This window comes from Streptomyces sp. NPDC017246, from assembly GCF_044331325.1.
In the GTDB taxonomy this organism is placed as follows: Bacteria; Actinomycetota; Actinomycetes; order Streptomycetales; family Streptomycetaceae; genus Streptomyces.
Genome location: NZ_JBIRMW010000029.1, coordinates 17400 through 36950 on the forward strand (window position 1 = coordinate 17400; position 19551 = coordinate 36950).

16 protein-coding genes are annotated in these 19551 nt (G+C 71.4%); 9 read left to right on the top strand and 7 right to left on the bottom strand.

Going from position 1 to position 19551, the window contains the following annotated elements:
- Nucleotides 1-39: 39 nt before the first annotated feature.
- A complete protein-coding gene (locus ACH4MY_RS37400; protein WP_015033978.1) occupies nucleotides 40-303 on the bottom strand; it encodes a WhiB family transcriptional regulator in 264 nt (87 codons plus the stop codon).
- Between the two features lie 700 nt (nucleotides 304-1003).
- On the opposite strand from ACH4MY_RS37400, the gene ACH4MY_RS37405 reads away from it, so the two are divergent.
- From ACH4MY_RS37405 to ACH4MY_RS37415, 3 genes are read left to right on the top strand one after another with little or no spacing between them, the layout of a single operon-like run.
- Nucleotides 1004-1513, top strand: coding sequence for a cysteine dioxygenase (locus tag ACH4MY_RS37405; RefSeq protein WP_398009213.1), 510 nt, complete (start codon nucleotides 1004-1006; stop codon nucleotides 1511-1513).
- Nucleotides 1514-1526: 13 nt separating this feature from the next.
- On the top strand, nucleotides 1527-2480 hold the full coding sequence (cofD, locus tag ACH4MY_RS37410; protein ID WP_398009215.1) for a 2-phospho-L-lactate transferase: 954 nt from the start codon (nucleotides 1527-1529) through the stop codon (nucleotides 2478-2480).
- A gap of 23 nt (nucleotides 2481-2503) precedes the next feature.
- Nucleotides 2504-3811, top strand: a complete 1308-nt coding sequence (locus ACH4MY_RS37415; RefSeq protein WP_398009217.1) for a coenzyme F420-0:L-glutamate ligase — start codon at nucleotides 2504-2506, stop codon at nucleotides 3809-3811.
- A gap of 77 nt (nucleotides 3812-3888) precedes the next feature.
- Here ACH4MY_RS37415 and ACH4MY_RS37420 read toward each other — a convergent pair whose 3' ends face one another.
- From ACH4MY_RS37420 to ACH4MY_RS37430, 3 genes are all read right to left on the bottom strand, one after another.
- Nucleotides 3889-4932 (bottom strand): DNA-3-methyladenine glycosylase family protein, encoded by a 1044-nt coding sequence (locus ACH4MY_RS37420; RefSeq protein ID WP_398009219.1) that lies wholly within the window; start codon nucleotides 4930-4932, stop codon nucleotides 3889-3891.
- 444 nt (nucleotides 4933-5376) lie between these two features.
- Nucleotides 5377-6459 (bottom strand): sugar phosphate nucleotidyltransferase, encoded by a 1083-nt coding sequence (locus tag ACH4MY_RS37425; protein WP_398009221.1) that lies wholly within the window; start codon nucleotides 6457-6459, stop codon nucleotides 5377-5379.
- 104 nt (nucleotides 6460-6563) lie between these two features.
- Nucleotides 6564-8084, bottom strand: a complete 1521-nt coding sequence (locus ACH4MY_RS37430) for a peptidoglycan recognition protein (RefSeq protein WP_398009223.1) — start codon at nucleotides 8082-8084, stop codon at nucleotides 6564-6566.
- Between the two features lie 137 nt (nucleotides 8085-8221).
- Between ACH4MY_RS37430 and ACH4MY_RS37435 the strand changes: the two genes are divergently transcribed.
- The 4 genes from ACH4MY_RS37435 to ACH4MY_RS37450 all read left to right on the top strand — a co-directional run bounded on the left by ACH4MY_RS37435 (nucleotide 8222) and on the right by ACH4MY_RS37450 (nucleotide 14325).
- Nucleotides 8222-8974, top strand: coding sequence for a TIGR03089 family protein (locus ACH4MY_RS37435; protein ID WP_398009225.1), 753 nt, complete (start codon nucleotides 8222-8224; stop codon nucleotides 8972-8974).
- A 344-nt stretch (nucleotides 8975-9318) separates the two neighbouring features.
- Nucleotides 9319-10509, top strand: a complete 1191-nt coding sequence (locus ACH4MY_RS37440) for an LCP family protein (protein ID WP_398009227.1) — start codon at nucleotides 9319-9321, stop codon at nucleotides 10507-10509.
- Nucleotides 10510-10765: 256 nt separating this feature from the next.
- Complete coding sequence (locus tag ACH4MY_RS37445) at nucleotides 10766-12499, top strand: LCP family protein (RefSeq protein ID WP_398009229.1); 1734 nt, start codon at nucleotides 10766-10768, stop codon at nucleotides 12497-12499.
- A gap of 50 nt (nucleotides 12500-12549) precedes the next feature.
- Nucleotides 12550-14325, top strand: a complete 1776-nt coding sequence (locus tag ACH4MY_RS37450) for an LCP family protein (RefSeq protein WP_398009231.1) — start codon at nucleotides 12550-12552, stop codon at nucleotides 14323-14325.
- A 119-nt stretch (nucleotides 14326-14444) separates the two neighbouring features.
- Here the strand turns inward: ACH4MY_RS37450 and ACH4MY_RS37455 are convergent, their stop codons facing one another.
- The gene (locus ACH4MY_RS37455) at nucleotides 14445-15461 is read right to left on the bottom strand and encodes a glycosyltransferase family 2 protein (protein ID WP_398009232.1); all 1017 of its coding nucleotides are present in this window, start codon (nucleotides 15459-15461) and stop codon (nucleotides 14445-14447) included.
- Between the two features lie 261 nt (nucleotides 15462-15722).
- On the opposite strand from ACH4MY_RS37455, the gene ACH4MY_RS37460 reads away from it, so the two are divergent.
- Entirely contained in the window at nucleotides 15723-17108 is a 1386-nt protein-coding gene (locus ACH4MY_RS37460) for an LCP family protein (RefSeq protein WP_398009234.1), read from the top strand.
- A gap of 85 nt (nucleotides 17109-17193) precedes the next feature.
- Here the strand turns inward: ACH4MY_RS37460 and ACH4MY_RS37465 are convergent, their stop codons facing one another.
- A complete protein-coding gene (locus tag ACH4MY_RS37465; protein WP_229902354.1) occupies nucleotides 17194-17727 on the bottom strand; it encodes an acyl-CoA thioesterase in 534 nt (177 codons plus the stop codon).
- A gap of 130 nt (nucleotides 17728-17857) precedes the next feature.
- Here ACH4MY_RS37465 and ACH4MY_RS37470 point away from each other — a divergent pair, with 130 nt between their 5' ends.
- Complete coding sequence (locus ACH4MY_RS37470; RefSeq protein ID WP_398009236.1) at nucleotides 17858-19120, top strand: LCP family protein; 1263 nt, start codon at nucleotides 17858-17860, stop codon at nucleotides 19118-19120.
- 104 nt (nucleotides 19121-19224) lie between these two features.
- Here the strand turns inward: ACH4MY_RS37470 and ACH4MY_RS37475 are convergent.
- The coding region (locus ACH4MY_RS37475) for an acyl-CoA dehydrogenase family protein (protein ID WP_398009238.1) at nucleotides 19225-19551 on the bottom strand (327 nt) is incomplete at its 5' end.

Sequence of the window (19551 nt, forward strand, 5' to 3'; positions counted from 1 at the left end):
GTGCCCGTGGCGCGCGGGGCCCGGCAGGCTGCGCGCCGTTCAGACGGCGGCCTTCTTCAGGCGGCGTCGCTCGCGCTCGGACAGACCGCCCCAGATGCCGAACCGCTCGTCGTTCTGCAGGGCGTATTCGAGGCATTCGGAGCGGACCTCGCAGGCGAGGCAGACCTTCTTGGCCTCGCGGGTCGAGCCGCCCTTCTCGGGAAAGAAGGACTCGGGATCGGTCTGGGCGCACAGCGCGCGCTCCTGCCAGCCGAGTTCTTCGTCCGCGTCCTCGACCAGCAGTTCCTGGAACAACTCGGTCATGTGCGCCCCTCGTCTGTTCTGTGCGTCCCCGTGATGTTTGCCGTCGCTTACCCGGCCGAACGACACGAGTGAAATTACAAGTTCGTGCTCTGCGCGAGTCAAGCCGGGATCTGCTATTGGGCCCCGTATTCACTCTGCGGAACCAAGCCTATGCGGAAAGTGTTCAAATCACCAAAAAACGTGACACATGCCGCTGGCCTGAGTGCGCCGTGCGGCCTTCACGGGAAAGGACGTCCGAGACTTGGATCTTGTTGCGATCCAGCCATGGAAGCGATCCGGATCACAGTCCGATCACGGACCGGCCGGGTTCCACGTGGTGACCGAGCGTGGTCGATCACGCGGGCGCCGCCATGTTTACGGGCACGGTTGAAGCGCCATCTCTCCTGGTCCGCGCATGAACAAACCTTTCTCCGCGCACTGTAACCGGATGAGGTGAAACATTACCCCCAAATCGGGCATTGAGTTGACAGTCGGGTGCTCTTCCGGCCACCTTTGGTGGCATGCCAGCGACCGCAGCGCTCTCCGCGACCCACAGCCGTGGGTTCCGCAGCGCTGTCCAGGCGCGCTGTTGCTGTTGCTGTCCCAGCTGTTGATGCCGTAGAGCTCCAGCTTCTTCCCCCAGCGTCACCCTGCGTCACTTGCGTCACCTCTTCTCCGTGACCCCCACCGCTTCTGTTTCTGCTGAGGAACCACCCCACCCATGAACATGGACAGCGACCTTCAGATCGCCGGCGACATCCTCGAGGTCCCGCACCTCCTCCAGCCCGAGCGCGCCCACCCCGTGACCGTGGCCGAGTTCGCCGGCCTCGCACGCTCGATCGCCGACGACCGCGCCCAGTGGGCCCCGTACGTCGAGTACGACGCCACCACCCGCTGGTACCACCGGCTGCGCACCGGCCCCGGCTACGAGGTGTGGCTGCTCTCCTGGGTCCCCGGCCAGGGCAGCGGACTCCACGACCACGGCGTCTCCTCCGGCGTACTGACCGTCCTGGAAGGCGAACTGACGGAGCGTACGGAACGGGGCACCCGCACCCTCGCCCCCGGTGCGGAGCGCGTCTTCGCGCCGGGATACGTCCACGAGGTCGTCAACGACTCCCTCGAACCGGCCGTCAGCCTGCACGTCTACTTCCCGGGCCTCACCGAGATGCCGATGCACGAGTCCCTGCAGGCGCAGTGCGCCCCTGTCACCACCGGCGCCTTCGTCGCCTGAGAGACTGCTCGGCATGCGCATTGTGGTTCTGGCCGGCGGCATCGGTGGTGCCCGTTTCCTTCGCGGCCTCAAGCAGGCCGCGCCGGACGCGGAGATCACGGTCATCGGCAACACCGGTGACGACATCCATCTCTTCGGGCTGAAGGTCTGCCCCGACCTGGACACGGTGATGTACACCCTCGGCGGTGGCATCAACGAGGAGCAGGGCTGGGGCCGCCGCGACGAGTCCTTCACCGTCAAGGAGGAACTCGCGGCCTACGGCGTCGGACCCGAGTGGTTCGGCCTCGGCGACCGGGACTTCGCCACCCACATCGTCCGTACGCAGATGCTCGGCGCGGGCTACCCGCTGAGCGCTGTCACCGAGGCGCTCTGCGCCCGCTGGCAGCCGGGCGTCCGCCTCCTCCCCATGTCCGACGACCGCGTCGAGACCCATGTGGCGATCGAGGTCGGCGGCGAGCAGCGCGCGGTGCACTTCCAGGAGTACTGGGTGAAGCTGCGCGCCTCCGTCGACGCGAAGGCGATCGTGCCGGTCGGCGCGGAGGCCGCGAAGCCGGCACCGGGCGTCCTGGAGGCCATCGCCGAGGCGGACGTCATCCTCTTCCCGCCGTCCAACCCCGTGGTGAGCGTCGGGACGATCCTGGCGGTGCCCGGCATCCGTGAGGCGATCGTCGCGGCCGAGGTGCCCGTCGTGGGCCTCTCCCCCATCGTCGGCGACGCGCCCGTGCGCGGCATGGCCGACAAGGTGCTCGCGGCGGTCGGCGTGGAGTCCACGGCGGCGGCCGTCGCCCGGAACTACGGCTCCGAACTCGTCGACGGCTGGCTCGTCGACACCGTCGACGCCGGCGCGGTCGAGGACGTCGAGGCGGCGGGCATCCGCTGCCGGGCGGTCCCGCTGATGATGACCGACGTCGAGGCGACGGCCGCGATGGCGCGGGAGGCGCTGGCGCTCGCGGAGGAGCTGCGGTGACTGCCGTGACCGAAGGGTCCGCCGTGACCCCAGAGGCTCCCTCGTACCGGGTCTGGGCGCTGCCCGGGCTGCCGGAGGTGACGGCCGGGGACGACCTGGCCAAGCTGATCGCCTCCGTCTCGCCCGAGCTCGTCGACGGGGACGTCCTCCTCGTCACCTCCAAGATCGTGAGCAAGGCCGAGGGGCGGGTGATCGCCGCCGACGACCGCGAGGAGGCCATCGATGCCGAGACGGTACGCGTGGTGGCGCGACGCGGCACCCTGCGGATCGTCGAGAACCGGCAGGGACTCGTCATGGCCGCCGCCGGGGTCGATGCGTCCAACGCCCCCGCCGGGACGGTGCTGTTGCTGCCCGAGGACCCCGACGCCTCGGCGCGGGCCCTCCGTTCGGGCCTGCGCGAGGCCCTCGGCGTCGATGTCGGCGTCGTCGTCACCGACACCTTCGGGCGTCCCTGGCGCAGTGGACTCACCGACGTGGCGATCGGGGCGGCCGGGGTGCGGGTCCTCGACGACCTGCGCGGCGGGACCGACGCGCACGGCAACCCGCTGAGCGCGACCGTCGTCGCCACCGCCGACGAACTCGCCGCCGCGGGCGACCTGGTGAAGGGCAAGACGGCCGGGCTGCCCGTCGCCGTCGTACGTGGACTGCCGCACGTGGTGGCCGGGGACGGGGAACCGGGGGCGCGGGCGCTCGTACGCGGCGCCGCCGACGACATGTTCCGGCTCGGCACGTCGGAGGCCGTCCGCGAGGCGGTGACGCTGCGGCGCACCGTACGGGAGTTCACCGACGAGCCGGTCGACCCCGGTGCGGTACGGCGGGCGGTCGCCGCGGCCGTGACGGCGCCGGCCCCGCACCACACGACACCGTGGCGGTTCGTGCTCCTGGAATCGGCGGAGTCGCGGGTACGGCTGCTCGACGCGATGCGGGACGCCTGGATCGCGGACCTGCGGCGGGACGGCAAGTCCGAGGAGTCCGTCGCCAAACGGGTCCGACGCGGGGACGTCCTGCGCAACGCGCCCTACCTGGCGGTGCCCTGCCTCGTCATGGACGGCTCCCACCACTACGGCGACCCGCGCCGGGACGCGGCCGAACGCGAGATGTTCGTGGTCGCGGCGGGCGCGGGCGTACAGAACTTCCTGGTGGCGCTGGCCGGTGAACGGCTGGGCTCCGCGTGGGTGTCCTCGACGATGTTCTGCCGGGACGTCGTACGGGAGGTCCTCGACCTGCCCGACACCTGGGACCCGCTGGGCGCGGTGGCCGTCGGGCACCCGGCGGGGGCGCCGAGGGAGCGGGCACCGCGGACGGCTTCGGAGTTCGTCGCGGTGAGATGAGCTCCTTGGCGCCCGGGCGGGACAACGGACAGGGCCTAGGTGTATTGACCCGCAGGGTTGTTGACGCGGGTCTACACCTAGAGCCCTGTGATGTCGCCCGGGGTCATACGGGGTGCCCTGCGGGGCGGCACGCGGCCGCTCAGCAGGATCAGACGGGCCGCCCGGTGACGCTGGCCCGCGTAGGGGGCCAGGAGCTCCAGCATCGCGGCGTCGTCGGTCGTACGGTCGCCCGCGAGCGCCCAGCCGATGATGCCCGGGAGGTGGAGGTCGCCCGTCGTGACCTCGTCCGGGGCGCCGTTGCTGCGCTGGATCGTCTCCGCGCTCGTCCACGGGCCGATGCCCGGGATCAGTTCCAGGCGCCTGCGGGCCGCCGGCGGGTCCATGCCCACGGCCTCCTCCAGGCGGGCCGCGACCCTGGCCGCACGGACGATCGTCGCGGCGCGCTTGCCGTCGACGTTCGCGCGGTGCCACTCCCAGGACGGGATCCGCGTCCACGTCCGCGCGTCCGGCATCACGTACATGCCCTCGGGGACCGCCGGGCCCGGCGGTCCTGGCGGTCCTGGCGGTCCTGGCGCGGGCTCGCCGTACTTGCGTACGAGCAGCCGCCACGACCGGTAGGCCTCGTCCGCCGTGACCTTCTGTTCGAGGACCGACGGGATCAGCGACTCCAGCACCAGACCCGTGCGGGTCAGACGGAGACCGGGGCGGCGGCGGTGGGTCGCGAGGACCAGCTTGTGGCGGGGGACGAAGACGGTCGGGTCGTCCTCCGCGCCGAGCAGTGCGGGGGCGTGATCCAGGAGCCAGGCCGCGCCCGGGCCCCAGGCCTCGGCCTCCGCCGCGCCCTCCCGGACCGCCACCCGGATCGTGCCCGGACCGTCGGGAGTGCGGCTCGCCCGCCAGACGGAGCCGTCGGGGGTGACGCGGAAGGTGGGGTCGGCGGGGCCTCGGCGGAGGGGGCCGAGGGTGAGGCCGAGGTCGAGGGTCAGGTCCTGGTCCAGGTCCAGGTCCTGGCCGCGCTGGCGGTCCTGGCGGTCCTGGCCGTTCTGGCCGGGTACGGGGGTGTGGCCGCCGCGGACTGTCGTGCGGGTGGGGTTCGTGGGGGGTGTGAAGCGGCCGGCCATGGCTACGAGCGTAGCCCCGCGCGGGTGGGTCGCCACGTCCTCACCGCTGCCGTATGAGCCACGCCACCTCTGTGCGGGCCGCGCCGGCGCCACCTCTGTGCGGGCCGCCGCGCCTGTCGCCGGGTGGGCCGTGCCTGCGCCGTCTGCGCCGGCCGACCGCGCCGGCCGCTCACGCACCGCCCGTGTGGGCAATCGTCCCGCTGGGGCGGGACGGGTGGGCACACGGGACGGCGCTCTTGGCGGCGCGCCCGCCCCCTGCGCCTGCACCCGCACCCGCACCCGCACCCGCACCCGCACCAACAGCGCGACGCGCATCCGGTGCGGGTTACGGCGCGGAAGCCTGGGCCCGGCAAGGGGCGACGTTCCGTTGTGCCCACCCGTTCCGCCCCAGCGGAACGAATGCCCACAACGAGGTGGGCGGGGCGGGGCGACGCCCGGCGGGGGCTACTGGTCCGAGGAGAAGCGGACCGCGCCTGCGGGGAGGGTGGCCTCGCACCAGATGCGTATGCCGTCGCGGAGTTCGTTGTCCGGGCCCACCTGGGCTCCGTCGCCGATGACCGCGCCCGTGAGGACCGTGCGCGCGCCGATGCGGGCGCCCGCGCCTATCAGGGAGTCGGTGATCACCGCGCCCGGTTCGACGACCGCGCCCGCCAGCAGGGTGGAGCCCGTGATGCGGGCGCCCTCGCCGACCACCGCGTCCGCGCCGACGACGGTGCCGCCGGTGAGCTTGGCGTCCGGGGCGACGCGCGCCGACGGCAGGACCAGGCGGTCGCCGCAGCGGCCCGGGACGGCCGGGGAGGGCGCGCGGCCCAGGACCAGGTCGGCGGAGCCGCGGACGAAGGCCTGCGGGGTGCCGAGGTCCAGCCAGTACGTGGAGTCGACCATGCCCTGGAGGTGCGCGCCGGAGGCGAGGAGCTCGGGGAAGGTCTCCCGCTCGACGGAGACGGGGCGGCCGGCGGGGATCGTGTCGATGACCGAGCGCCGGAACACGTACGCGCCCGCGTTGATCTGGTCGGTGACGATCTCCTCGGGCGTCTGCGGCTTCTCCAGGAAGGCCGTGACGCGGCCGGTGGAGTCCGTGGGGACGAGGCCGAAGGCCCGCGGGTCGTCGACCCGGGTGAGGTGGAGCGAGACGTCCGCGCCCGAGGAGGAGTGCGTGGCGACGAGGGCCTGGATGTCGAGGCCCGTCAGGATGTCCCCGTTGAAGATCAGGACGGGGTCGTCGGGGCCCGAGCGCAGCCGCGAGGCCACGTTGCGTATCGCGCCGCCGGTGCCCAGCGGCTCCTCCTCGGTCACGTACTCCAGGCTGAGGCCGAGGGCGGAGCCGTCACCGAAGTGCGGCTCGAAGACCTCGGCCAGGTAGGAGGTGGCGAGCACGATGTGCTCGACGCCGGCGGCGCGGGCGCGGGCCAGCTGGTGCGTCAGGAAGGGGACGCCCGCCGCCGGAACCATGGGCTTCGGCGTGTTGACCGTGAGCGGTCGCAGCCGTGTTCCCTTGCCACCGACCAGGAGGATCGCTTCTGTCACCTTGTCGTCTCTGCTTCCTGTTCGGGGCCCGTCGGCTCGCCCGTCTCGGTCGTCCGTGCGATATGACCGGTCAGTTTAGGCAGATGGTTGCCCCGATGACCCCATCAGCTCCTTCCCTGATACTTCGCCGAGCTCGTGCGGGCCGTTCCGAGCTTGCCGTAGAGCCGTGCTCCGGGGCACTCCGTCGCGAATCCGTCACGGTGTCCGGCGATGGCGTTGAACTTGACCGTCCTGCCCTTCTTGTACAGGTTTCCGCCGCCGGAGACGAGGTAGGCGGCGCCCTTCGGATTGACCCCGTGGAGCCCGAGTTTCCAGGCCGTCAGACGGGCGACGGCGGTCACCACGGCGGCCGGCGGGGCGCTCTTGGTGAACGTGCCGAGGACGGCGATGCCCATGCTGTTGGTGTTGAACCCGAGGGTGTGTGCGCCGAGGACGGGCTTCGCGACTCCCCCGGCCCGGCCTTCGTAGATGTTTCCGCACTTGTCGACGGCGAAGTTGTAGCCGAAGTCTCGCCATCCACTGCTCTGGACGTGGTAGCGGTAGATACTGCGCAGAACGGAGGGCGCCTGGGCGCAGGTGTAGTTGTTGCCGGTCGCGCTGTGGTGCACGAAGGCGGCCTTGATGCTCTTGGTGTAGACGAAGCCCTTCTCGCGGATGCGCTCGTCGGCGCCCCAGCCCTTACGGGTGATGATCTTGGGGCGGGGGCCGATGTACGGCTTCGCCTGGGCCGCCGCCGCCTTGGCGGGGGCCTGGACCGACGGGGCCTTGGCCTCCTGCGCCCTCGGCAGGTACGGGACCGTGAGCTCCGTCGCCTCCTTCGACAGGGCCGGGATCCAGGACGCGCCGTACGGGGCCAGCTGGGAGTTGACCCCGCTGACCGCCGCCTCCTCCGCGCTCAGGCCGAGGGGGGTGAGGGGTCCGAGGGCGGTGAGGGGGCTCGCCGGGGCGCCGGGGGCCGGGGGCGCCGCCGCGGTACGGGGTGTGGTCGTGGTCGTGTTCGTCGGGGGCGTGGCCTTCGTGGGCGTGGTCGTGGCGGGTGTGGCGGTCGACGCCTCTCCCGGCGCCGCCGGGGGCTCGCCCGGGTCCACCAGTTCCAGGCGCAGGCCCGCGGGAAGGCCTTCCTCCCCTCGTACGCGGATCTCCACGCCGTCCGAGTCGCCGACCCACAGCGGCGCCGTGGAGCCCTTGAGCGCACGTCCGGTGCCCTCCGCCGTGTCGGGGTCGGCGCCGTGCTCCTCGTTGTGGGTCTCCACGTCCTGCCACTCCGACCAGGCGCCGTCGGCGGCGGCCCGGGTGCGGACCTGCACGGAGCCGTGCAGGGCGGCCGTCGGGTCGTCCCACACGACACCGACGAGGGAGAAGGGTCTGACGTCGCGTCGGGTGAGTCCCTGCGCTCCGGAGTCGTCCGCCCCGCCGCCCAGGGACCGGTCGGCGCCGCCGAGCGGCTCCAGCGGGAGGGACTGGGTGGCGCCTGGCAGTTCGGGCGCGGGTGGCTGTGCGGTGGACGCCGGTGGCAGCCCGAGCCCCGAGGGAACCGCGGCCGCCGCGGGCGCGGCAAGGGAGACCGGCAGGGCGAGGACCGCCGCGCAGGTCACGGCGATCGAGGAGGCGAGTGAGGCACGCATGGGCCGATCGTGCGTAATCGGGGGCCGTTCCGCGCGTCGGGAACCGGCCCGGAAACTGATGCCTCGTCGGGCCGACCGGTGGACGGTGTCACCGGTACGGCGGACCCCCGCGCGGCCGCCCGCGTACGCTGTCCGGCGTGAACGCCACCGACCGCACCCCCGCCGACCTGCTGCGATCCGCGCTCGCCGCGGACCCCGCCCGCCCCTTGGTCACCTTCTACGACGACGCCACCGGTGAGCGGGTGGAATTGTCCGTCGCCACCTTCGCCAATTGGGTGGCCAAAACGGCGAACCTGCTCCAGGGCGAGCTGTCCGCCGCGCCCGGCGACCGGCTCGCGCTGCTGCTGCCCGCGCACTGGCAGACGGCCGTGTGGCTGCTCGCCTGCTCGTCGGTCGGGGTGGCCGTGGAGGTCGGCGGCGACGCCGCGGACGCGGACCTCGTGGTCGCGGGGCCGGACGCGCTGGAGGCGGGTCTCGCCTGTTCCGGGGAGCGGATCGCGCTCTCCCTCGCCCCGTTGGGCCGCCGCTTCCCCACCGTGCCCGCCGGATACGCGGACTACGCGGTCGAGGTGCCGAGCCAGGGCGACCGGTTCGCCCCGTTCGTACCGGTCGATCCGGATGCTCCCGCGCTCGTCGTCGACGGTACGGAGCGCAGCGGCGCGCAGCTCGTCGAGCAGGCCCGCGCGGACGCGGAGGCACTCGGCCTCACCCCCGGCGCCCGGCTGCTCTCCGGGCTCGGGTACGGGGACTGGAAGGGTCTCTCGACCGGTCTGTTCGCGCCTCTCGCGGCCGGTGGCTCCGTGGTGCTCTGCCGGAACCTGGAGCAGCTCGCCCCCGAGTCCCTCGACAAGCGGGTGGAGAGCGAGCGGGTGACCTCCACCGCCGTCTGACCCGCGACCGCCCCGCCCGTCTCCGCCCCCGGTCCGACCGCCGCAGGCGTCTCCGCCTCCCGGTCCGCGGCCGCCGCACACGTCTCCGCTCCTCCCGGCCCGCGGCGGCCGACCGGCCTCGCCCGGCGGCCGTGCGACGCCCTCCTGCACCAGCCCGTGTCCCGGAAAGCGCCCGTTCGGCTTAGCACCGCGCCGAGTCCCCGGGTCCGTGAGCCCCGTCCGGTACATGATCGGCCGGGGGGACTCGACTCCTTCCGCACAACCATGCGTCGGGTTCGGCCGTCTCCTTCTACGACCGGCGGCCGCCCGGCGCGCCGCCGACGCCATGAAGGACGGACTCAGACGTGACGGACCGTGCGGGCACGCCAGCCGAACCGGACCCGCCGGCGACGGAGGGCGCGGCTCCCGGGGCTCCCGAGGAGCCGCGCCGACGCCATTGGCTGCGGTGGGCGGCGCTCGGCGTCGCGATCGTCGTGCTGGCCGCCGCCGGGGTGGGCTGGTGGTTCTACCGGAAGCTCGACAACAACATCACCACGGACACCACCGCCGCCGCCGAGCTCCAGAGGTACGAGAAGGAGCGCCCGACGGCGGCCGTCTCGGCCGCCCGGAACATCCTGCTCATCGGCTCGGACACCCGGGCCGGCGAGGGGAACCGCAAGTACGGCAGGGACAAGGGCACCCAGCGCTCGGACACGACGATCCTGCTGCATCTGTCGGCGGGGAAGAAGAGCGCGACCGCGATGTCCCTCCCGCGCGATCTGATGGTGACGATCCCGAGCTGCCGCAAGGCCGACGGGACCCGTACCCGTGAGCAGTTCGCGCAGTTCAACTGGGCCTTCGAGTTCGGCGGTACGGCGTGCACGATCCGTACCGTCGAGAAGCTGACCGGGATCCGGGTGGACCACCACATGGTGATCGACTTCCGGGGCTTCAAGAAGATGGTGGACGCGGTCGACGGGGTGGAGGTCTGCCTCAAGGAGCCGGTGAACGATCCCGACGCGAAGCTGAAGCTGCCCGCGGGGCGCCAGACGCTGCACGGGGAGCAGGCTCTCGGCTTCGTACGGGCCCGGAAGTCGATCGGCAACGGCAGCGACACGGAACGCATCGACCGCCAGCAGCAGTTCCTCGGCGCGCTGGTCAGCAAGGTGCAGAGCGACGGGGTCCTGCTGAACCCGACCAAGCTCTATCCGGTCCTGGACGCGGCCACCAAGGCGATCACGACCGACCCGGGACTCGACTCGCTGCGGGACCTGTACGACCTGGCGCGCTCGATGCGGGCCATCCCGACGGAGAAGGTGCAGTTCCTCACGGTCCCCCGTCGCTCCTACACATACGACGCCAACCGGGACGAACTGGTGCAGCCGGCGGCGAGTCAACTCTTCAAGCAGCTACGGGAGGACCGGCCCGTCGTGGTGACCCCGGACGAGGAGAAGAAGACCGGGGCGGACGGCAAGCCGGACGACGGGGACGCTCCGGCGCCCTCCGTCACACCGACCTTCACGGGGCGGAACGCGGCGGAAGGTGTGTGCTCCTAGAAGGGGCCGCGGGGGCGGCGGGTAAAGGGCACACCAAGGGGAGGACTGAGAGCGATGAGGTTTGAGCAAATTGCCCGGTTGTAAGGGGCGTGGAATTTGTCACGCGCGTCGCCCCGCGCTGAACTGGGCGGATAGTGTGACGCGACCCGGTGCACCCCGACCGCGTGGTCGCGCTCACCGAGGATCGAACGACCGAGAGAGCGGCGCCCTGTGGGGGAGGCGCCTCGCGTGGCACCGACGGAGGACTCGAATAACCGTGGACGCGCACAGCCGTGGACGGGCGGACGAGATCGATCCCGCCGACCAGTGGGTGCTCAACCCGCAGACGGGCAACTACGAACTGCGACTGGACCACTCCGCTGGGCAGTCGCAGGCGCCGTCCAGGCCCCGTAGATCCACCGTTCCCGCCCCCTCGCCCGCCGACACCCCCGTCGAGGCACCCGTACCCGGCCAGCGCCGCCGCAGGGTCTCCGAGCCGGACGACGGCGGCCAGCCGCCCGCGAGCCGCCGCAAGCGCAAGCAGGGCGCGTCCCGCAAGAAGAAGGTCCTGCTGTGGACCGGCGGCACGATGGCGTTCGTCCTCGTCGGCGGCGCCACCGGCGCGTACATGCTCTACAAGAAGCTGGACGGCAACATCGGTTCCGTCGACGTCGGCAACGCCGCCGTGCAGTCGGAGACGATGGACGGGCCGCTCAACATCCTGATCATCGGCAACGACGTCCGTACCGGTGAGGGCAACGAGGCCTACGGCAACAAGACGAACGTCACCGGCCACGCCGACACCACGTTCCTCATCCACATCTCCGAGGACCGGACCAACGCGACGGCCCTGAGCATCCCCCGCGACCTCAAGCTCAAGATCCCGGACTGCCCCACGAAGCAGCCCGACGGCTCGACCAAGGTCATCCCCGGCTCCGTCGGCACGACCCGGTTCAACGAGTCGTTCGGCGTCAACGGCCGGGACCCGGGCTGCACGATGCGCACCATCACGCAGATGACCGGCGGGGTGGGCATCAACCACTTCATGATGGTCGACTTCAACGCCGTCAAGACGCTGTCGACGGCGGTCGGCGGCGTGAAGGTCTGTCTCGCCAAGCCCATCCGGGACAAGAACTACTCCAAGCTCAACCTGCCCGCGGGCGAGCACCGGATCCAGGGCGAGGACGCGCTCGCGTTCCTCCGCAACCGCCACGGTCTCGGCAACGAGAGCGACCTGGACCGCATCAAGATGCAGCAGCAGTTCCTCGCGTCGATGATGCGGCAGCTGAAGGAAGACACCCTGGGCAGCCCGTCGCAGCTGATCGACGTCGCGAACGCGGCGACCGAGGCGCTCACGGTCGACAAGGGCATAGACAGCGTCCTGAAGCTGACCACCCTGGCCAAGGAGATCGGAAAGGTCGACCTGAAGAACATCAGCTTCATGACCGTTCCGGTGAAGGACAACCCCGACGAGCCGCCCAACAGGCGGGCGACCGTCGTCCTGGACGAGACCAAGGCTCCCCAGGTGTTCGGCATGATCCAGAACGACGTCTCCTTCACCGAGGTGAAGAAGAAGCAGCAGGAGGCGAAGAACGCCCAGGCGCAGGCCCAGGCGAAACTCCTCCAGGGAGCGCGCGCCGAGGCCGTCGACGTACGCGTCGACGTCTTCAACGGCAGCGGCATCCAGGGCGCGGCCCAGTCGACCATCAACTGGCTGCAGAACGAGCAGGGCGTGACCCGCTCCACCAACAAGAGCAACGCCCCCGAGAAGGCGGCGAAGACCACGCTCACCTACGCACCGAACCAGGCCGATCAGGCCCGCAAGCTCGCGGACATGATGGGCCTGCCGGCCACGGCTCTCAAGCCGGGCACACAGGACGCCGGGGAACGCGAGCCCATGACGCTCGTCCTCGGCGCCGACTTCAAGGGCGCGGGGGTGCCCGTCAACGGTCCGACGAAGGCGCCGGACGTCGAGAAGGTAGAAGCTGACAAGCAGGTGTGCGCCAAGTAACCCGGAAACACCGGGACTTGGTGCGCTCCTGACTGACGAGGGGACCTGGGGTGGGACAGAACAGCGTGCGCGGGGAGGGAACGCGGGGACGCGTTCCGCGCGCCCGAGAACTGGGCTGGGACGACGAGCTGTACGGCGCGGGTGAGGCCACCGGCGCCGGAGCCGACGCTCCCGAGGGCGCCGAGACGGCCGAGGGCTCCGGTGCGACGACCCGCGCCGAGCGCCGGCGCGGAGCCGGCAACGGCGCGGGCAGCGGTCCGGGCGGCGGTGCCGACGGGCGGGCGGGCCACCGTCGCGGCGGCTCGCGCCGACGCGCCAAGAAGGCCGGCAAGCGCAGGGTGCTGCGCTGGGTCGCGATCACCCTGTCGGTGCTGATACTCGGCACGGCCGGCGCCGGATACCTGTACTACGAGCATCTGAACGGCAACATCCGCGGCGGTTCCCGCGCGGGCGGCAACAGCGGCGTCACGAAGGCCGCACCGAACGCCCTCGGCGACACCCCGCTCAACATCCTCCTGATCGGCTCCGACAGCCGCGCCGACGCCAAGAACGTGGCACTCGGCGGCGGCAAGGACCTCCGCGACGCGAAGCCGCTCGCGGACGTCCAGATGCTGCTGCACGTGTCGGCCGACCGGCAGAACGCCTCCATCGTCTCCATCCCGCGCGACACCATCGTGCCGATCCCGCAGTGCAAGGACGAGAACGGCTCCACGTTCGCGGCGACGACCACCTCCCCGATCAACGAGACGCTGGGGCGCGGGGGTCCCGGCTGCACGCTGACCACCTGGGAGAGCCTCACCGGCGTCTACATCGACCACTGGATGATGATCGACTTCGCGGGTGTGGTGGCGATGGCCGACGAGGTCGGCGGCGTCCCCGTCTGTGTGAAGACGGGCGTCTACGACAAGCCGACCAGGCGGGTCAAGGGCGGCTCGGGCCTGAAGCTTCCCCAGGGCACCCACGAGATCCAGGGCAAGCAGGCCCTCCAGTGGCTCCGCACCCGGCACGCCTTCGGCAACGACCAGGGCCGGGCCAAGGCCCAGCACATGTACCTCAACGGCATGGTCGAGAAGCTCCAGAAGCAGAACGCCTGGAGCGACACCGGTCAGCTGATGGGGCTGGCGGAGACCGCCACGCAGGCGCTCCAGGTCTCCGACGAACTGAAGTCGGTGAAGAAGCTCTTCGACCTGTCGATGCAGCTCAAGAACGTGAAGATGAACCGCCTCACGACGGCGACGGTCCCGACGGTCGAATGGCCCCGGGACAGGAACAAGCTCGAGATGGTGAAGTCGTCCGCCGACAAGATGTGGGCGATGCTCCGCGACGACGTCGCCTTCGACAAGAACGGCAAGCCGGCCGGGCCCAAGCCGACGGCGAGCGCGTCCGCGAAGCCGAAGGCCGTCGCCGCGGCGCCGGGCTCCGTCCCCGTCACGGTCGCCAACGGCACCGCGGGCACCGACGAGGCGCCCGTCGAGGGCCGCGCCAAGGCGATCGCCACGGCCCTGACGGAGAAGGGCTTCAGCCAGGCCGAAGCCTCCCGGGAGCCACAGCCCCGCGAGGACACGGTCGTCCTCTACCCGAAGGACTCCGGCGACCAGGGCAAGGCCGACGCCGCGTCCGTGGCGAAGGCCCTCGGGCTGCCGGAGGCCAGGGTCCGGGCCGATGCCAAGGCGGAGGGCATCACGCTCGTCGTCGGCGCGGACTGGCGTGAGGGCACTGCCTACAAGGCCCCGGCGTCGGAGGCGGGCGACCTGCCCGACGGTGCCGACGACAAGGCGACCTGCATGGACATCTACTCGGTCTACCAGTGGGACGGGAAGAGCTGAACCGTCACTGCAACCACGGACGACCAGCGACCGACGACTGACCGCTGACGACTGATGGCCGGGCCCCTCACGGGCCCGGCCATCAGTCGTCCATCACGTCGATCGTCGGCGGGGAGCGGTCAGACCGTCTCGGACTCGTCGGTCCGCACGGCCGGCCGGCGGCTCGCGATGACCCTCTTCGCCAGCGAGCGGGGGCTCGTCAGGAAGCCGTACCCCCACGACATGTGCATCGTCGCCAGCGCCACCGGGATCTGCAGACGCGCCTTGAGCGACAGACCCTTGCCCGCCGGGACCGACCCTGCGGTGATCGCGGCGAGGTAGCCGGCCGGGATCACGAAGCCGAGCGGCGTGAGGACGGCGCCCACGACCACGCCCGCGGCGATGGCGCAGACGGCGGTCGGCGGGGCCAGATAGCGGAGGTTGATGGAGCCCTCGTGGTAGCGGGCCACCACATGGCGCCAACGGCCGTAGTCCTTGTACTGCTTGGCGAGCGCGCGGACGCTGGGCCGCGGGCGGTACTGGACGCGCAGCTCCGGCGAGAACCAGATCAGGCCGCCGGCCTCGCGGATGCGGAAGTTCAGCTCCCAGTCCTGGGCGCGGATGAACTCCACGTTGTAGCCGCCCTGCCGCTCCAGCGCCTCGCGCCGGAAGACACCCAGGTACACGGTCTCCGCGGGGCCCGCCTCGCCGCCCGTGTGGAAGGCGGCGTTGCCGACACCGATCTTCGAGGTCATCGCGGCGGCGACCGCGTCCTCCCAGGCGTTCTCGCCCTCGGCGTGCATGACACCGCCGACGTTCTGCGCGCCGGTCTCCTCCAGGAGCCGGACGGCGGTGGCGATGTAGTTCGGGGAGAGCATGCCGTGGCCGTCCACGCGCACCACGATCGGGTGGCGTGAGGCCTTGATCGCCGCGTTGAGAGCGGCGGGCGTACGGCCCGTGGGGTTCGGCACGGTCTTGACGCGGGGGTCCTCGCGGACGAGCTCGGCGGCGATCTCGTCGGTGCGGTCCGTGGACGGGCCGAGCGCGATCACCACCTCCATCTCGCCGTCGTACTCCTGCTCCAGGATGTGACGAACCGAGGTGCGCAGATACCGCTCCTCGTTGAGGACCGGCATGATCACGGAGACGGGGGGCATGGTTCCTCGGGGGTTCGGGGGTCGCCCCCCGGGAGACAGCAGAATTGCCCGCCACGTTACCGCGAATGGGGGACAGGGGTGCGCGCCGCCCGGGTGGTGCTCCCTTGCGCTGATCGTATGGGCCTACCGTGCTCACGGTTCCCTTTGTCACACCCGCGGAGGTGTCCGTCCGTGCCGCCCACACCGCCCCGCACGCCCCGTCCCCGGCCCGCGGCCCGTCGTGCGCCGGTCCGCCGGCGGCGGAGGCGCCCCCGGTGGGGGATGCGGATGGCGACGGCGCTCTCCGTGACGGTCCTCGCCGCGGGCGGGATCGGGCACGCCGTGGTGACCGGCCTGGACACGGGGATCACCCGCGTCGACCCCTTCAAGGACATGAAGAACCGGCCGCAGGCCGGGAACGGTATGAACGTCCTCGTCGTCGGCACCGACGGCCGGGACCGGATCACCCCGGAGGAGAAGGCGAAGTACCGGCTCGGCGGCGCGCCCTGCCACTGCACCGACACCGTGATGCTCGTCCACATCTCGGAGGACCGGGAGCGGGCGAGCGTGGTGAGCCTGCCCCGTGACTCGTACGCCGAGATGCCCGAGCACACCGACCTCATCAGTGGAAAGAAGCACCAGGCGCATCCGGTGAAGCTGAACGCGGCGTACGCCGAGGGCGGGCCCGGGCTCACCGTGCGGACCGTCGAGTCGATGACCCGCATCAAGATCGACCACTACCTGGAGGTCGACTTCACCAGCTTCATGAAGACCGTGGACGCGGTCGGCGGGGTGCAGATCTGTACGGCCCGGCCCGTGAAGGACGCGTACACGGGGCTCGACCTGACCGCCGGCACCCATGAGCTCGACGGCGGCCAGGCGCTGCAGTACGTGCGCTCCCGGCATATCGACGGGGCCGCCGACATCGGGCGGATGCAGCGGCAGCAGCGTTTCCTCGCGGCGCTGATCGACCGGACGACCAGCGGCGGGGTCCTGTTCAACCCGGTGCGGTTCCGCGAGGTCGCCACGACGATGCTGAGCTCCGTCCGGGCCGACCAGGACTTCGGTACGGATCAGCTGCTCGCCCTCGCCAAGGCGATGCGCGGCTTCACCCCGGCGTCCTCGGAGTTCGTGTCCGTTCCGATCGGGGACATGAGCTTCCCCGTCAAGGGCATCGGGTCGACGGTGAAGTGGGACGCGACGAAGGCGCAGAAGCTGTTCCAGGCGCTGCGGGAGGACCGGCCGCTCTCCCCCGCCGCGCCGGCCTCCTCCTCCTCGGCGAAGGCCCCCAGGGCCGTGACCGTGGACGTGGCGCCCCGCGCGGTGCGGGTGCAGGTCTACAACGGGACCCGGACGGACGGGCTCGGCCGGAAGGTGGACGACGCGCTGCGCGCGACCGGTTTCGACACCACCCGGGCGCCGATGACCGGGGCCGGGAAGGAGCTGGCGCGGACGGTCGTGGAGTACGACCCGCGCTGGGACCGCTCGGCGAAGTCCCTCGCGGCGGCGCTGCCGGGGGCGGAGCTCCGGGCGGTCACGGGGCGGGGCGGGACGCTGCGGGTGACCGTGGGTGCCGACTACAAGGGTGTGACGGCGGTCCGGGCCGAGGAGACGAGGCGGGGCGGCCCGTTCGAGGCGGTGACGGGGGACCAGGTGGTGTGCCCGTGACGACGCGGAAGGCGGCATCGGCGGACGGCGGCCGGACGCGGTGGGCCGCCACCGGGTATGCGCTGGTGGGCGCGGCCCTCGCCCCTCAGTCCTCGTAGCCCTCGGCGGCCCGGCGTTCGCGCAGCTCCTTGATGGCCTGGCGGCGGGCCAGCCGGTGGGTGCGGCGGATCTGGGCCTCCTGGTTGCGGCGCTTGTCCTTCTCCGTCTCCGGGACGACCTGGGGGACGGAGCGCGGCTTGCCGTCCGCGTCGACGGCGGCGAAGACCAGATAGGCGGAGCCGACCTGGGTGGCGGGCGTGGACTCGTTCCAGCGCTCGGCCATGACCCGTACGCCGACCTCCATGGACGACCGGCCGGTCCAGTTGACCTGGGCCTTCACATGCAGCAGGTCGCCGACCCGCACCGGCTCGAGGAAGACCATCTCGTCCATCGAGGCGGTCACCGCCGGTCCGCCCGAGTGCCGGCCCGCGACGGCGCCCGCCGCGTCGTCCACCAGCTTCATGATCACGCCGCCGTGCACCGTACCGAGGAGGTTGGTGTCGTGGCTGGTCATGATGTGGCTGAGGGTGGTGCGGGAGGCGGAGGTGGGCTTGCCCGGGATATCGCCCTGATCTGTCATGCCCTCCACCATATGCCGGGTCTCGTGGCGGTCGCCGTTCGGTCCGGTTTGCATCAGCTTGGCAACAGCACCGGTCCGATGTTCCACCCGCCCTGTCGCGCGCAAAGCCCTGCCCGGCACACTGGACCGCATGAATGACTGGCCCGAAGACGGCGGCTACGGCCGTGGCAACGCGAACTCCCAGCCCGAGGGACCTCGCCGGATGAGCCATGTGCAGCGCCCGCAGGTTCCGCAGCAGCCGCCGCGCCACGACCAGGGCTACAACCCGAACTTCACGCAGGCCCAGGGCGCGGGCTACGACTCCGGTTACAGCTCGGGCCAGGTCTACGGCGGCCCGCAGGGCGGCGGGAACGCCGCCGTGCCTCCGCAGTACGCGCCGGGCCCCGGCGCCGGCGGTCCCGGGCGGCCCGCCCCGGACTGGCGCAAGCGCATCAAGGTCGGCTCGATCGTGCTGGTCGTCGGCGTCCTCGCCTGGGGCATCGGCACCTATGCGTGGGCCAGCTCACAGATGCGGAACGAGGTCGACCTCTCCAAGGTCATCGAGCGGCCGTCCGAGGGCGACTGCACGACGTATCTGATCGTCGGCTCGGACAGCCGTGAGGGCATGACCGCCGAGGAGAAGAAGAAGCTCCACACGGGCTCCGCCGAGGGCAAGCGGACCGACTCGATGATGATCCTCGCGGCCTGCTCCAGCGGGAACACGATGGTCTCGCTCCCCCGTGACTCCTGGGTGACGATCCCCAGCTTCGTGGGCTCCGAGTCGGGCAAGTCGTATCCGGCGCGCGGCGGCTCCAAGCTGAACGCGGCCTACGCGATGGACGGCCCCGAGCTGCTGGTGCGGACCGTCGAGTTCAACACCGGGCTGCGCATCGACCACTACGCGGAGATCGGCTTCGCCGGCTTCGCGAACATCGTGGACGCGCTCGGCGGTGTCGAGCTGAACATCGACAAGGGCTTCAAGGACAAGAAGTCCGGCGCCGACTTCCAGGCGGGCACGCAGACCCTCAACGGCGAGCAGGCCCTGGCCTTCGTCCGGACCCGGTACGCCTTCGCCCAGTCGGACCTCCAGCGGACGAAGAACCAGCAGAAGTTCCTCTCCGCCCTGGCCAACGAGGCGGCGACGCCGGGCACGATCCTCAACCCGTTCGCGCTGTACCCGACGCTGGGCGCGGGTCTGGACACGCTGATCGTGGACAAGGACATGTCGCTGTACGACCTCGGCACGATGTTCTTCGCGATGAAGGGCATCAGCGGCGGTGACGGCAAGTCCATGAACATCCCGATCGCGGGCAAAGCGCCGCAGAACTCCCTCAAGTGGGACATGCCGAAGGTGAAGCAGCTGGTCGAGCAGATCAGGAACGACGAGAAGGTCACCGTCGAGTCGGACCGCTGATCCGCCGCCGATCCGCCGATCCGCCGATCCGCCGATCCACTGACGTACGGGCAAGGGCGCCCTCCCCCGCCGGGGAGGGCGCCCTTCTCCGTGCCTGCCCGGGGTTACGGGAGGTTGCGGGCCATGACGATGCGCTGGACCTGGTTGGTGCCTTCGTAGATCTGGGTGATCTTGGCGTCGCGCATCATGCGCTCGACGGGGTAGTCGCGGGTGTAGCCGTAGCCGCCGAGGAGCTGGACGGCGTCGGTGGTGACCTCCATGGCGACGTCGGAGGCGAAGCACTTGGCGGCGGCGCCGAAGAAGGTGAGGTCCTCCTTCTCGCCTCCGGCGGAGACGCGCTCGGACTTGGCGGCGGCGGCGTAGGTGAGCTGGCGGGCGGCCTCCAGCTTCATGGCCATGTCGGCGAGCATGAACTGGACGCCCTGGAAGTC